This is a genomic window from Acinetobacter sp. GG2, assembly GCF_000292385.1.
GTDB classification, from domain to species: domain Bacteria; phylum Pseudomonadota; class Gammaproteobacteria; order Pseudomonadales; family Moraxellaceae; genus Acinetobacter; species Acinetobacter seifertii.
Genome location: NZ_ALOW01000009.1, coordinates 1 through 15,451, shown reverse-complemented (window position 1 = coordinate 15,451; position 15,451 = coordinate 1). Strand labels below are relative to the sequence as shown.

The 15,451-nt window shown below is 37.7% G+C and carries 10 protein-coding genes and 2 tRNA genes; 7 read left to right on the top strand and 5 right to left on the bottom strand.

Translation table 11 applies throughout. The features are described 5' to 3' along the window. Position 1: 1 nt before the first annotated feature. Both B554_RS0100285 and B554_RS0100280 read right to left on the bottom strand, forming a co-directional pair. Positions 2-87, bottom strand: a tRNA-Leu gene (locus tag B554_RS0100285). 11 nt (positions 88-98) lie between these two features. Further along, positions 99-172: transfer RNA gene (locus tag B554_RS0100280), tRNA-Cys, on the bottom strand. 152 nt (positions 173-324) lie between these two features. On the opposite strand from B554_RS0100280, the gene folD reads away from it, so the two are divergent. Both folD and B554_RS0100270 read left to right on the top strand, forming a co-directional pair. Beyond that, entirely contained in the window at positions 325-1,173 is an 849-nt protein-coding gene (folD, locus tag B554_RS0100275; protein WP_016140185.1) for a bifunctional methylenetetrahydrofolate dehydrogenase/methenyltetrahydrofolate cyclohydrolase FolD, read from the top strand. 254 nt (positions 1,174-1,427) lie between these two features. Next, the gene (locus B554_RS0100270; protein WP_019456547.1) at positions 1,428-2,096 is read left to right on the top strand and encodes a class I SAM-dependent methyltransferase; all 669 of its coding nucleotides are present in this window, start codon (positions 1,428-1,430) and stop codon (positions 2,094-2,096) included. 23 nt (positions 2,097-2,119) lie between these two features. Here the strand turns inward: B554_RS0100270 and B554_RS0100265 are convergent, their stop codons facing one another. Continuing rightward, the gene (locus tag B554_RS0100265) at positions 2,120-2,542 is read right to left on the bottom strand and encodes a hypothetical protein (RefSeq protein ID WP_004699645.1); all 423 of its coding nucleotides are present in this window, start codon (positions 2,540-2,542) and stop codon (positions 2,120-2,122) included. A gap of 116 nt (positions 2,543-2,658) precedes the next feature. Next, entirely contained in the window at positions 2,659-3,990 is a 1,332-nt protein-coding gene (locus B554_RS0100260; protein WP_077165145.1) for an MFS transporter, read from the bottom strand. Between the two features lie 373 nt (positions 3,991-4,363). Between B554_RS0100260 and glpK the strand changes: the two genes are divergently transcribed. Further along, positions 4,364-5,872 carry a glycerol kinase GlpK gene (gene glpK / locus B554_RS0100255; RefSeq protein ID WP_019456546.1) on the top strand — a complete coding sequence of 503 codons (1,509 nt, stop codon included), beginning with the start codon at positions 4,364-4,366 and terminating at the stop codon, positions 5,870-5,872. Between the two features lie 149 nt (positions 5,873-6,021). Next, complete coding sequence (glpD, locus tag B554_RS0100250; RefSeq protein ID WP_019456545.1) at positions 6,022-7,539, top strand: glycerol-3-phosphate dehydrogenase; 1,518 nt, start codon at positions 6,022-6,024, stop codon at positions 7,537-7,539. Positions 7,540-7,580: 41 nt separating this feature from the next. On the opposite strand, the gene B554_RS0100245 is transcribed toward glpD, so the two are convergent. Beyond that, entirely contained in the window at positions 7,581-9,413 is a 1,833-nt protein-coding gene (locus B554_RS0100245) for a phosphoenolpyruvate carboxykinase (GTP) (RefSeq protein ID WP_019456544.1), read from the bottom strand. A 391-nt stretch (positions 9,414-9,804) separates the two neighbouring features. On the opposite strand from B554_RS0100245, the gene B554_RS0100235 reads away from it, so the two are divergent. The 3 genes from B554_RS0100235 to B554_RS0100225 form a co-directional block, all read left to right on the top strand. Beyond that, positions 9,805-10,743, top strand: coding sequence for a diacylglycerol/lipid kinase family protein (locus B554_RS0100235; RefSeq protein ID WP_019456542.1), 939 nt, complete (start codon positions 9,805-9,807; stop codon positions 10,741-10,743). After that, positions 10,724-11,479: a metallophosphoesterase family protein gene (locus tag B554_RS0100230; RefSeq protein WP_019456541.1), complete on the top strand. Its 756-nt coding sequence runs from the start codon at positions 10,724-10,726 to the stop codon at positions 11,477-11,479. The genes B554_RS0100235 and B554_RS0100230 overlap by 20 nt, the downstream gene beginning before the upstream one ends. 298 nt (positions 11,480-11,777) lie before the next feature. Further along, positions 11,778-15,451: Ig-like domain-containing protein (locus B554_RS0100225; protein WP_019456540.1), on the top strand; the 3,674-nt coding region annotated here is incomplete at its 3' end.

Genomic DNA, 15,451 nt, shown 5'->3' with positions numbered 1-15,451 from the left:
ATGGTGCCCGGGGCCGGACTCGAACCGGCACGCTTTGTGGGCGGGGGATTTTAAATCCCCTGTGTCTACCTATTTCACCACCCGGGCTTTACCAAATTTGGAGGCGGAGGTCGGAATCGAACCGGCGTCCACGGAGTTGCAGTCCGCTGCATGACCACTCTGCCACCCCGCCTACATTTGGTGATGCACATATTAGCAACCTTTACGAAAAAAACAATACCGTTTTGAGTGAAGATGCACATAAAAACAACATCTAGAATAAAATTAGCGAAATTATCATGTATTATTGGCACATTAAATTCATGTCTACCTTGGAGATGTGCTGTGGCATTGGTTTTAGACGGTCGTGCATTAGCAAAGCAAATTGAAGAAAATTTGTCGGTACGTGTTGAAGCTTTAAAAGCAAAAACAGGTCGTACCCCGATTTTGGCGACTATTTTGGTTGGGGATGACGGTGCATCTGCAACTTATGTACGTATGAAAGGTAATGCCTGCCGCCGCGTAGGTATGGATTCATTAAAAATCGAATTACCACAAGAAACGACAACAGAACAATTGTTAGCTGAAATTGAAAAGCTAAATGCCAATCCAGATGTTCACGGTATTCTTTTACAACATCCAGTTCCTGCACAAATTGATGAGCGTGCATGTTTTGATGCAATCTCATTAGCAAAAGATGTTGATGGCGTAACTTGCCTTGGTTTTGGCCGTATGGCAATGGGTGAAGCTGCATACGGTTCAGCAACTCCAGCTGGCATTATGACGATTCTCAAAGAAAACAATATCGAAATTGCGGGCAAACATGCAGTTGTAGTTGGTCGTTCAGCAATTTTAGGTAAACCAATGGCAATGATGTTGTTACAAGCAAATGCAACAGTAACGATTTGCCATTCACGTACACAAAACTTACCTGAGCTTGTAAAACAAGCTGACATTATTGTTGGTGCTGTAGGTAAAGCTGAACTTATTCAAAAAGACTGGATTAAACAAGGTGCAGTTGTTGTAGATGCTGGTTTCCATCCGCGTGATGGCGGCGGTGTTGGCGATATTCAATTACAAGGTATTGAAGAAATTGCTTCTGCTTATACACCAGTACCGGGTGGTGTTGGTCCAATGACAATCACAACTTTGATTCGTCAAACTGTAGAAGCTGCTGAAAAAGCTTTAGGTTAATTTAATTAACACTAGGCTATTATTGATACGCGTAACCGTCATCCGCAATTGTTTGAGGCAGAAATACATTAAAAAATTAATGTTTCTGCGATGCTTTCGGTTCTAGAGAGTATCTGCCGAGTTTTGCGGGTGACAATGGTTTTGCCTACTTTTCCCGAAAGAAAAGTAGGTCTAACCAAGGTTAAGGTAAAAATTCAAATCATAATGGAATGACTCTGTTATGCTTGTTATAAAAATGAATTAAAAGAAATCTGATGAGCTGCACCTTTCAATTGACCAAAGCCCCTGAACATTTACTTCAAGCCTTACATGAAGTGATTCCTCACTGTGAATTAATGGCACAACAGTTGCCTGAAACCCCAATTTCTTTATGGTTAATTCCACCAGTTTTCCCGACTGATCGTTTAGATGATGAAGTTATTCGCCGTATTTGGAATGACACGCCGTATTGGATTTTCTGTTGGGCATCAGGTTTGGCAATGGCTCAGTGGATACTTGCAGAGCCGCACCATGTTAAAGATAAAGTGGTGTTAGATTTCGGAGCAGGTTCTGGTGTAGTCGCTATTGCTGCAAAAATGGCAGGAGCAAAACGAGTAATCTGCTGTGACATTGATCAGGTTAGTCTAAATGCTTGCCGTGAAAATGCTTTACTTAATGATGTAGAACTCGAATATCTGGATGATTTATATAAAACTGAACAAGTTGATGTTCTCTTGGCTGCCGATGTTTTATATGACCAATGTAATCGTTTCTTTTTAGATGAGTTTTTAAAGTTTGCACCAGAAGTTTGGGTGGCAGATAGCCGAGTTAAAAATTTTAGTCATCCAAAATATGAAAAAATTGAAGAAAGAAGTGCTACTACGTGGCCGGATCTGGATGAAGCAAGAGAATTTAGAAATGTAAGTTTTTATAAGACGCTGTAAAAGAACAGCGTCTTTTTTTTATTTTATGAACAAGTATAACGAACCACTTTTAATGTACTTGGACGAGCTTCAAGTGCTTGGCGAGTCGCATAATCTTCACCATTATTTAAACTTGGTGTGTTTGATAAACCGAAAGAAGCACGAGTTTCACCAAGTTTAATTCCATACTGCTCATCTTTAGCTGGGTTTGGAATTTCATTGACACTTAAAATTGATAATTTATAAACTTTCTGGGCACCTAACACATTTTGGCAAGCACGTTGTAATTTACGCTCATCAAGTTGCTGGTTACTACGACCAGCTAAAGTATAAGCTAAAGTCGCTGAAGTTTTAGTTTGGTTTTCAATCTGATAGCCAGTTGAACCATTATATTGTCGAGGTGTAGTCTGACAAGCAGTTAAAATAAACATACTACTTAATGCTAAACATAAAATACTTTTGTTCATCAGTATCGTCCTTATTTTCTTATATGAAGTATCTCATAAAATAGAAGGGTTGTTTGTGCTTATTCGCTTGGTTAGAGCCAATATTAACTGATGATATTGGCTCTAATTGTAAAATATTAATGCTCTTTAATTTTTGAATGATGCTTAGTGTCTTTCATAAAAATATAAATGAGTAATGAAATGAAAATCATGACACTGACATAAATAAAGTACCAAGACTCATGTCCAGCCTCTTTGAAACTTAATGCGAAAAACTCTGCTGTGCCACCAAACAAAGTATTGGCAATCGCGTAGGGTAAAGCTACTCCTAAAGCGCGAATATGAGCAGGAAAAAGTTCGGCCTTCACTACAGCATTAATTGAAGTGTATCCAGTCACCATTACTAGACCTCCAAAACATAACCAAAATGCTGTCCAGTAGTTATGCGTGTTTGCCAGTGCATCAAATAAAATGTATGTGAATAAAACACCTGTTATTCCGAAGAAAATCATAAGAGGTTTTCGACCAATTCGGTCTGATAAAGCACCCGCTACAGGTTGTAGACACATGAAAATAAATAACGCTAAAGTTGTAATTTGAGTAGCTTCTGGTTTAGAAAAACCAGAAGTATTCACTAAATATTTCTGTAAATAGGTCGTGTAAGTATAAAAAGCTAAAGTACCACCAGCAGTTAAGAATAATACGGTGAACGCTTCTTTAGGGTAGTGTTTAAATAAAGCAAACATGCCCGATTGTGGTTGGTCTTTTTCAGCTTGAGCATTTTTAAAAGATTGTGTTTCTAGTAAGCCACGACGAATACGGAACACAACAATCGCAAGTAAAGCGCCAATAAAGAATGGAATACGCCATCCCCAGTCATGTAATTGCTGCTCTGTAAGTACCATTTGTAAAATGAGAAGTACACACAAGGCAGTGAGCTGTCCAGCAATTAAAGTGACATATTGAAAGCTTGAGAAAAAACCACGTCGGTCTTTTTCTGCCATCTCACTTAAATAAGTAGCACTTGCACCATATTCACCGCCTACACTTAGACCTTGTATTAAACGTGCAACAACCAGAAGTAATGGGGCAAATACACCAATGCTTTCATAAGATGGTGTAACTGCAATAAGTAGAGAGCCAACACACATTAAAGTAACAGAAAGTGTAAGACCCGCCTTACGTCCTTTACGGTCTGAATAAATCCCCATAATCCATGCGCCGATGGGACGCATAAGGAAACCTACTGCAAAAATTGCAGCTGCTTGTAGGAGTTGAGCTGTTTGACTTCCTTTTGGGAAAAAGGCATGAGCAAAATAGAGCGTAAATGCGGCATATACATACCAGTCGTACCATTCGACAAGGTTACCGGCAGAACCGCCCAAAATTGATTTTAGACGAGTTTTTGTATCTAAATTAGAATGTGGAGGTGTTGCGGTAGAAGGTTGATCAACCATGATTCGCTCCATGTTTTGCTTGGGTTGAATGCTAAAAAAGAGAAGATTTATTCTGATTTTTCATATTATCTAGAAGAGTATTTCACTTTATTTTTTTTATGTCTGTAAAACAATGTTTATTATTTAAGCGAAGGAATAAGTTGAATATTTATGTGATTTCAAATCAGTCGACCAACTGGTTTTTATGATCTTATCTGAAACTTTGGGCTGTTATTTTTTCCCAATCAGTAAAAACTGATAAAGAATGAGCAATGTTTGGAAGAACAAAACCTATATCCCTTAAAAATAATGATATATTCCAAAGAAAATTTTAAATAAATACAGTTGGACATAATGTCTTAGCATTGTGGACTAGATGTGTGTAGATAATGAAAGGGACATTCAGATGTCAAATTGCCCAAAAAAATATATTGTTGCTTTTGATCAGGGAACAACAAGCTCAAGAGCAATTGTTTTAGACCATGATGCAAACGTTGTCAGTATTGCTCAAAAAGAATTTACTCAAATATATCCTCAACCGGGTTGGGTTGAGCATGACCCTATGGAAATTTGGGCAACACAAAGTGCGGTATGGGTAGAGGCATTGGCTCAAGCCGGTATTAAGAGTGAACAAGTTGCGGCAATTGGCATTACAAACCAGCGCGAAACCACAGTTGTTTGGGATAAAAAAACAGGCAAGCCGATTTACAATGCGATTGTTTGGCAAAGCCGACAGACGACTGAAATTTGTAATCAATTGCATAAAGCAGGTTGGCAAGAATATATCCGTAAAACAACGGGTTTAGTCATTGATCCTTATTTTTCAGCGACAAAAATTAAATGGATTTTAGACCACGTTGAAGGAAGCCGTGAACGTGCTAAGCGAGGAGAGTTGTTGTTTGGTACGGTGGATACATGGTTAATCTGGAAATTAACTAATGGCGGTGTTCACGTCACTGATTTTACCAATGCTTCACGAACTATGCTGTTTGATATTGAAAAGCTTGAATGGGATGAAAAGCTTTTACAGGCCTTAGATATCCCTAAAGCAATGTTACCTGAGGTACGAAGTTCATCTGAGGTTTATGGATATACACATACCATTAGTGGGCAAGAAGTCGGTATTCCAATTGCGGGAATTGCAGGTGATCAACAAGCTGCGCTTTTTGGTCAAATGTGTGTTGAGGCAGGGCAGGCTAAAAATACTTACGGTACTGGCTGCTTTTTACTCATGAACACGGGTAAAAAAATTGTCCGTTCAGAGCATGGATTACTCACAACTATTGCATGTGGTGCGAGCGGTGAGGTGAACTATGCTTTAGAGGGTGCCGTATTTAATGGTGGCTCTTGTGTACAGTGGTTACGTGATGAATTAAAGGTCATTAAGAACGCTAAAGACTCTGAGCTTTATGCAACACGGGTAAAAGACAGTAATGGTGTATATGTGGTTCCTGCTTTTACCGGATTAGGTGCACCGTATTGGGACCCAACAGCGCGTGGGGCAATTTTTGGTCTGACACGTGGAGCCAGTATTGAACATATTATTCGTGCAACTTTAGAGTCCATTGCTTACCAGACAAGAGATGTACTTGATGCCATGCAGCAAGATGCCGAAGAAGAGCTTCGTACTCTCCGTGTTGATGGTGGAGTAACGGAAAATAATTTCTTGATGCAATTCCAAGCCGATATTTTAGCGACACCAGTAGAACGCCCAATAATGAAGGAAACAACTGCTTTGGGTGCAGCTTTCCTTGCAGGTTTGGCGACGGGTTTTTGGCAGGATCTTCATGAGTTAAGAAATAAATCTGCCATAGAAAAGGTATTTGAGCCAAAAATGTCTGCTGAACAATCTGAGCTGATTTATAAAGGTTGGCTTAAGGCGGTTAAGCGTAGTCAAAATTGGGCTGAGGATTGATTTTTTCTTAAATTAATTAAATTGTAGAGTAATCAATTAATGGCTAAAGGTTTGCTAATTCAAATTTGATTATTCTACTTTTTAGATTGTTGTTTCATCAATTTGATGTTTTAATTTTTATAAGATCAACAATAAAAAGAATATGAGAAATGACAATACAATCTAATGATTATTCAAAAGTATATGATATTGCCGTAATTGGTGGCGGTATTAATGGCGTCGGTATTGCTAATGATGCAGTAGGCCGTGGATTATCCGTATTTTTATGTGAAAAGGATGATTTAGCCAGTCATACCTCATCTGCTAGCAGTAAATTAATTCATGGTGGTCTACGTTATTTAGAACATAAAGAGTTCAGGTTGGTCAGAGAAGCATTAGCAGAGCGAGAAGTGTTGTTGGCTAAAGCGCCACATATTATTGCACCAATGCGTTTTATTATGCCGCATCGGCCACATTTACGTCCTGCTTGGCTAATTCGAGCGGGTCTATTCTTTTATGATCATTTGGGAAAACGAGAAAAATTATTAGGTTCAAATCTGATTTATTTCAAAGAAGATAGTCCCTTGAAACCAGCTATAACGAGTGGGTTTGAATATTCTGACTGTACTGTAGATGACGCACGTCTTGTTGTATTAAATGCGCTACAAGCTAAAGAGCAGGGTGCCAAAGTCGTGACACGAACACGATGTGTGAAGGCTTATCTAGAACAAGAACTGTGGCATTTGGAACTACAAAGTGGAGCTGAGTCTTATCAAATACGAGCAAAAGCTTTAGTAAATGCAGCAGGTCCTTGGGTCGAAGAAATCATTAGTGAAAACCTAAATTTAAGATCGCCTTATCAAGTCCGATTGATTCAAGGAAGTCATATTGTTGTGCCAAAGCTATATGATTGTCATAAAGCCTTTATTATGCAAAATGAAGACCGACGCATCGTTTTTGCAATTCCATATTTAGAAAAATATACCCTCATTGGTACAACAGATCAGGAATATACAGGTGATCCACAAAAGGTAGAGATTACCGATGTAGAAATAGATTATCTTTTGACGGTCACAAATTCACATTTTAAAAAACAGTTAACGCGAGCAGATATTGTAAGTCAGTACTCAGGTGTACGTGCTTTATGTGATGATGAGTCTGATAACCCTTCGGCAATTACCCGTGACTATACTTTGGCACTACAAGCAGAAAATACTAACGCACCATTGTTATCGGTATTTGGCGGCAAGATTACGACTTATCGAAAACTGGCTGAGGCTGCTTTAGAACATCTGTCTCCGTTCTTTAGTGAAATGGCAGAGGAGTGGACTGCCAATAAGCCATTACCAGGTGCTGAGAACTGGACCACACTAGATGATTTAATCAACCAGATTCAATTACATGTAAGTGGAGTTTCTGAATCCCTTGCCAAACGTTGGGCTCATGCATATGGCACAAGAGTTTGGAACATGCTCCATGAACGAAATGCTATGGAACAATTGGGGCAAAACTTTGGTCACGATTTATTTGAATGTGAAGTTAAATATTTATGTGAATATGAGTGGGCAAATACTGCAGAAGACATACTCTGGCGAAGATCTAAATTAGGTTTGGCATTTGATGATAAACAGATAAAAGTGTTAGAAGCTTATTTATCTGAACGTCGACTAAAAGATGATGCCGCATAATAAAAAAGGCCGCATAAAGCGGCCTTTTTTATATTCAGCAATTAGAAGCCAGTTTTCACAGCTTCAAGTAAAGCTGCTTGACGTTCTTTTAATGCTTTTGGTAAGCGCTCACCAAGTTTATTGAATAACTCAGTGTGGCTTTCAATTTCAGTAACCCACTGATCTTTATCTTGAGCTGTGATAAGGTCAAATTCTTCTTTAGAGAATTCAGTACCTTCCCAGTTCAAGTCATCGTAAGTTGGAACAAGGCCAATTGGTGTTTCAACAGCGTTTGCACGACCTTCACAACGGTCAATGATCCACTCAAGAACACGCATGTTTTGACCGAAACCAGGCCATACGAAGTTGCCTTCAGCATCACGACGGAACCAGTTTACATTGAAGATTTTTGGTAATTTATTACCAGCAGCTTCAGCTTTTGTACTTACTTTTTGACCAAGGCTTAACCAGTGATCGAAGTAGTCAGCCATGTTATAGCCAGCAAATGGAAGCATCGCGAATGGGTCACGACGAACGATACCTTGTTGACCAACAGCAGCAGCTGTAGTTTCAGAACCCATAGTTGCAGCTTTATAAACGCCGTCAACCCAGTCAAAAGCTTCAGAAACTAAAGGAACAGTATCTGCACGACGACCACCGAAGATGAATGCAGAAATTGGAACACCTGCTGGGTTTTCCCAATCAGCATCGATAGATGGACATTGACCAGCTGCAACAGTGAAACGAGCATTTGGATGTGCTGCTTTTTCGCCGTTTACGTGAGGTTGACCTTTCCAGTTCGTTAAGTTTGTTGGAACTTCTTTAGAAAGACCTTCCCACCATACTTGGCCATCTTCGGTTACTGCTACGTTTGTGTAGATAACATCTTTATGAAGAGTTGCCATACAGTTCGGGTTAGTCTTGGTATTTGTACCAGGCGCTACACCGAAGAAACCAGCTTCAGGGTTAATTGCATATAAGCGACCGTCTTCACCTGGTTTGATCCAAGCAATATCGTCACCTACAGTTTCGATTTTCCAACCTTCATAACCTGCTGGTGGAATTAACATCGCAAAGTTTGTTTTACCACAAGCAGATGGGAAAGCAGCAGCGATGTAGTGTTTTTCACCTTGAGGGTTAGTTACACCAAGAATAAGCATGTGTTCAGCTAACCAACCTTGTTCGCGTCCCATGACAGAAGCGATACGAAGAGCTAAACATTTTTTACCAAGTAATGCGTTACCGCCGTACCCAGAACCGAAAGACCAGATTTCACGAGTCTCTGGGTAATGAACGATATATTTCTCTGGGTTACATGGCCATGCAACGTCTTTTTGACCTTCAGCAAGTGGTGCACCTACTGTGTGTACACAAGGAACGAATTCGCCGTCTGTACCTAATACGTCATAAACTGCTTTACCCATACGTGCCATTTTGCGCATGCTAACAGCAACATAAGGAGAGTCAGTTAACTCGATACCGATATGAGCAATATGGCTACCTAAAGGACCCATAGAGAAAGGAACAACGTACATCGTACGGCCTTCCATTGAACCTTCAAATAAACCATTTAATTTTTCACGCATAACAGCTGGATCTTCCCAGTTGTTTGTCGCACCAGCATCTTCTTTATTTTGAGAGCAGATGTAAGTACGATCTTCAACACGCGCAACGTCAGATGGGTCAGAATTTGCAAGATAAGAACCAGGATGTTTTTCTTGGTTTAATTTCTGCATGGTGCCGTTAGCGATCATCAAGTCGATTAGACGTTGAGATTCTTCTTCGCTTCCGTCACACCATTCGATTTTTGCTGGTTTGGTTAAGTTTGCAATTTCTTCAACCCATGCTATAAGCTTAGGATGACGAACGAATTCTGGTGCGTTCACTGTGGTCATGGTGAGGCCTATTCAAAATGTGTACAACGTACAAGTCTATTCATTGGGGTACAATGAAAGATCAAATAAAAAAGTGGCTGTATTAAAGCATAAAATCATAAAAAAAATAAGACTAAAGACTAACAATTAGATATTTGGGTTTTTGAGTGTTTTTTAATGAAAATCATTTGGTTAGAGTTTTTTATACGGTTTATACTTTCATATTTTTATGTTGTATGTGTGTTATTTATTAAAATTATTTTATTTAAAATCAATAAATTAACTCTTAAATATTTTTTGAGAATTATTATTGATTAAACAAATGAAGATCATTCAAAATTTACATAAAGAGACTTTTAATAGGTGATTTTATATACAAAATAGAATAAACATCCCTATTTACGATAAGAAAATGCGGCCCTTAAAACCTCTTTCAATCATCTACAATGAAAAATCAGGATTTCATGCTTCAAAGCATGAAGATGTTTATGAGCAACTGATGACCGCGTTAACAGAACATGATTTTGAGATACAAGTTTTTGAATTAAATGAAGATACATCGTTTGATGATTTGATGAATAATGTGATCCATCGGCATTCACAAAATGAAAATAGAGGGGTAGTGGTTGCAGCTGGTGGGGATGGTACTTTAAATGCTGTTGCATCTAAACTTAAAAATACGTCTATTCCAATGGGAATTTTGCCTTTAGGGACTTTTAACTACGTTGCTAAAGTTTTAGATATTCCATTAGACCTTTTGGACGCAGTAGAAGTTATTGCCACAGGTACACCTCGATTGGTTCATATAGCAGCAATCAATGATCATATTTATTTGAATAATGCCAGTTTAGGTCTATATCCACTCTTTATTAAAAAGCGCGAACTTTACAATAAATATTTAGGAAGGCTTCCTTTACATGCTTATACCTCAGCTTTAGATGTTTTATTAAGAGAAAATAAATCCATGAAGTTGTCGATAACGGTAGATGGGAAAAAATATCCAGTTAAAGCACCTCTAATTTTTTTTGGAAATAACCAATTACAGTTGTGTGATATGAAACTCAGGATTGCAGAATGTGCAGCACAGGGAAGAGTGGCTGGAGTTGTAATTACAAAAAGTGATAAGCTGAGTTTACTGAATATGCTTTGGCAATGGGTTCAAGGTAAAGTTGAAGATGCAGAAGACGTATATAGTTTTTGTGCAGATCATGTTGTGGTGGAATGTGCAAAGAAATCGAAACTTACAGTTGCTTTAGATGGTGAAATTATAGAAATGAAACCACCTTTAAATTTCACTGTAGAAAAGAATGCTTTAAATATTATGGTGCCGAATGTTATTACATCTGTCTGATTTACACTTTGGCACAGAAAAAAAAGAGTGTTTAGAGGCGATAAGATACTTTTGTATTCAGCAACAGCCTGAAGTGATTGTTGTGAGTGGTGATATTACCCAACGTGCCAGATATGAACAATTTTTTAAATGCCGGCAGTTTTTAGATAGTCTCAATATTCCTTATCTTGTGGTGCCTGGAAATCACGATATTCCTTTGTATCATGTCTGGAACCGTTTTTTTTCTCCATTTACCCGATATCGATATTTTTTTGGTGAACTAGAGCCGACTTTAGAAACCGAACATTTCTATATTGTTGGGGTAAACAGCATACGTCGTCGTTATCACACACGTGGGCATATTTCGATTGAACAAATTCAAGATACTTATGAGCGTTTAGAGAAAGCGCCAAGAGATAAAATAAAGCTGGTGGTTTTCCATCAACCTTTTTATACACCACCTGACAATAAGCATGGAATAAAGGATTGTCCGGTTTTGGGAAAAATTGCCTTAGAAAAGTGGAGTACAACAGGATTATTTGGTATGTTGCATGGCCATCTCCATAAAACTGCTGTATATGATTTAACGCAAATTTATCATTTAGAAATAGATCATCCTATTTATGATATTCATGCGGGTACAGCAACTTCGACTCGTTTATATCATCACAATCCGAATAGCTTTAATACGGTTTCAAATGAAGGGGAAATTAATCATTATTGGTTTAATGATGATTTAAAGATTTTTAATTTATAAAAATTTTATAAGACATTTAATCTAAGAGTAGATTGATAAAATGTTATCCATTACAATTGCTCAACTTTAAATTCTATATATAGGGAATAGAAAAACATTCTAAATGTTTTATCATTTTAAAATAATATTAATTAATACATGAAATTTTTAACTATATAAAAAGTCGCTTTTTTTTAAAGCAGCTATAATAAGGGTTTAGTTTTTTATGGAAATTAATAAGACTTTATGAAAATGAGTATCTATTTTACTTAATATTTTAGAAAAACTTAATAATTATTTAAAATTTCATGGTGGAAAAATGGTACAAGTATCATTAATGGCAAATAGTGCTTCAAAAAATAATATAGTTGATATTGATATAGGCCAGACAAAAACTATTGTAGTAGATCCTAAAGAAATCGCAAAAATCGATATAAATCCAGATAAAATTGCCTCAATAACAAGAGAGGGAAATAGTGCAATTATTCATCTAAAAGATGGAACTGAAATTATTTTAGAAAACTATTTTATTAGCGAAGATCCGCAAATTCTTTTAAATGAAGGGCAGAGTTATTGGACTGCCAGTTTAGGTGAAGATGCTACTGGACAGACTACTATTAATTATTTAGAAGTAAAAGATGCACCAAAACTTATAGACTCTTCATCTTCTGTAACTCTCTGGACTGGGATGGTCAGTGCTTTAGCGGGCGCAGGAACAATTGCTCTACTGTCACGTAAAGATCCTAAAGACTCGACCCCTCCTGAGCCAGGTAATCTAATTCTCAAAAATCTTTTAGACTCAGGTGCCTCAACAACCGACCAGATCACTCAAGATAAAAACTTCACTTTAAAGATTGAGGGACAGGAAAGTGGAAGCCGAGTAAAGTATTTGGTCTCTACCGATGATGGTAAGACATGGCAGGAAACAACAGCTGAACAAAAAGATTTATCTGATGGAAGTTATCTTTATAAAGCTGTAGTAACAGACGTTGCAGGCAATGCCTCAGAAACTGCTATACAAAAGGTGGTTGTGGATACCACAGCACCGCAAGCAGGTGAACTAATTTTATCTGATTTGAGCGATACAGGTATTTCAGCAATTGACCAGATCACTCAAGATAAAAACTTCACTTTAAAGATCGAAGGGCAGGAAAGTGGAAGCCGAGTAGCATATTTAGTTTCTACTGATGATGGAAAAACCTGGCAAGAAACAACATTAGCTCAAAAAGATTTAGTAGATGGAAGTTATCTTTACAAAGCTGTAGTAACAGATCGAGCTGGCAATACCTCAGAAACCGCTGTACAAAAAGTGATTGTAGATAACTCTTTAAATATTGAATCAATTACAGTAACTGTAAAGCCGATTACTGAAGACAATACAATAAGCCTAGTTGAAAGAGATCAAGTTATTTCTATAAGACTGGACGTAGATAATCTACCAACAGATTTAAATAGTTCACTAACTTCAGTAAATACGACTTTAAACGATGTTGTTTATAACTTTCATTTTGATGAGCTAACCCAAGAATGGGTTACTGAAATTCCAGCAGAGTTTCTGTGGTCAGAAGAATCGCAAACCAATATATCAATTGATATTAGCCTTACTGATCAAGCTGGCAATACAGCGATTATTAAACAGATTCAAAATTATAATGTAGATCATACTCCGAATTCACCAACACTAGATTCACTAACTTTTAATAATATAGATGGAGCTATCATTTCGGGGAGCGCATATAAAGGAAGTAAAGTCGATATCTATAATAAAAATGGAGATTGGCTTACAAGTACAATAGCCAATGAAGAGGGTAAATTTACCTTACAAAATCTTTCAATTAGCTTAAATGATGAGGTTTATGCAGTTGCTACTTATAATGGATACAGCAGCGAAAAATCATCAATTGGACTAGTTACTGAAGTTCCAGCTCTTAGTATTTTACGAATTAGTCCAGAAGGTGTGATCACTGGTTATGCGACCGAAGGCAGTCATTTTATTGTAAAAGATCAGAATGGAAATATTCTACAAGAGTTTAACTCTATTGCATTTGAGGGCTCAGGTATTACACCTTTTAGTGTAATAGCATTAGGTGAAGTCAGACCATTTACTTTGTCCCTCGACCAACCTTTGAAGGAAGGTACTCAAATTATTATCTCTACCGATAAAGATAATGTTTCAGGCCATCCACAATATATTACCGCAGATTATACGCCCGCAGTATTTTTAGAAACTCCACAATTTGATATCAGTGGCGAAACTTTATCAGTACATGTCAATGAACCTAACAGCCTTATTCTTGTATTTTCCGGAACAGGAAATCTAATCACTAACGGTGTTACAGATGAGCAAGGTTTTGCAAGTTTACCTGTGTTCCAGTTTTTGAAAGAAGGCGAATCGGTTACCGTACAAGTAGTAGATAAAAATCAAAATACAAGTGAAGCCCTAATCGAAGTTCCAAACTTTGCTTATATTCCACATGTTGAACGTATTACACAAGAAGGCTTAATTTCTGGGTTTGCTGAAGATAATAGTACAGTAATTGTGCGTGATACTGAGGGTAATGAATTAGGAAAAGTTACAATAGGTGATGACAATAGTTGGAATGAATTTAGTCATTTTAGCTTGAGTGTAAACCGACCTTTAATTGATGGAGAGCAAATTTCCGTTCAAATTATTGATAATAAAGGTCTGATGAGCCCTGAGCAGAATATTGTTGTAGATTTGACTCCTCCGCCTGTTCCAACAGATTTAAATTTCAATGATGCTGGCGATTTAGTTTATGGTCATGCAGAACCTTTCTCTGAAATTTTGGTTAAAGATGGACAAGGAAACATTCTTAATAAATGGTTTTGGAATAACTGGACCGACGAGAGTGGAAGTTTCTCGATAGAATTAGGTATGTTTTTAACCAATGCTGAGACAGTTTATGTTACGGCTACAGATGTAAATGGAAATGTAAGTTTAGCTGCTCGGATACAGGCGCCTAACTATGCTTTTGCCCCATATATAGATAGCTTTACTTCGGACGGAGTGATAAGTGGGCAAGCTGAAAATAATAGTACTCTCATTGTTAAAGATGCCAAAGGTGAAGTCGTAGCTGAAATTAAAGTCGGTGAAGATAATGGCTGGAATGGATCAAGTTATTTTAAACTCCAACTTGATCGCCCTCTTGTTGATGGTGAGCAGCTGTTCTTATCAATTAAGGATGCTCGTGGACAAATAAGCACCGATACTGTAATTACGGCTGATACAGTTCCTCCTACACCAGCCAGTAATTTAGTTTTCTCAGAAGATGGTTCATATCTTACGGGTGTAGCAGAACTGAATACTACGATTCAGGTTTTTGATCATAATGGTCAGCCATTGAATATATGGAATAATACCGTGAACTCGGACGGTACATTTACTGTTTTATTAGGTAGCAACAATTTACATGGAGAAGCATTCACGGTCACCGTTAAAGACCAAGCCGGAAATGTGAGTGAAGCTGTTTCAATAAATGCTCCACTTGATGATATTGCACCGGATCCAATTAAAAATATTTTACTTGATGCAAACGGTCAAAACTTTACAGCACAAGCAGAAGCGAATAGTCGGATTGAAGTTTTTGATTCATTAGGTAATCAGACGGGTTGGGGTTCTACAGATAGTGCTGGTAATGTCTCAGGCTTTTTCAATCAAATCTATTTACATGGTGAAGAGCTTACTTTTGTTGTCATAGATCGAGTGGGTAACCGTAGTATCGAATTTAAGCAAAATGCTTTAATTGACACCATTGCACCAAATCCGATTGCAAATATCATCTTCAATGAAGATGGCCAAAGCTTTACAGCTCAGGCAGAAGCTGGAAGCTCTATTGAAATATTAGATCAGGCTGGAAATAAGATTACTACTAGTTATACCGATAGCTTAGGTAATGTATTTGGTTATTTCCCGCAAGTTTACTTACATGGTGAGGAACTTACTTTTGTTGTAGTTGACCGAGCGGGTAACCG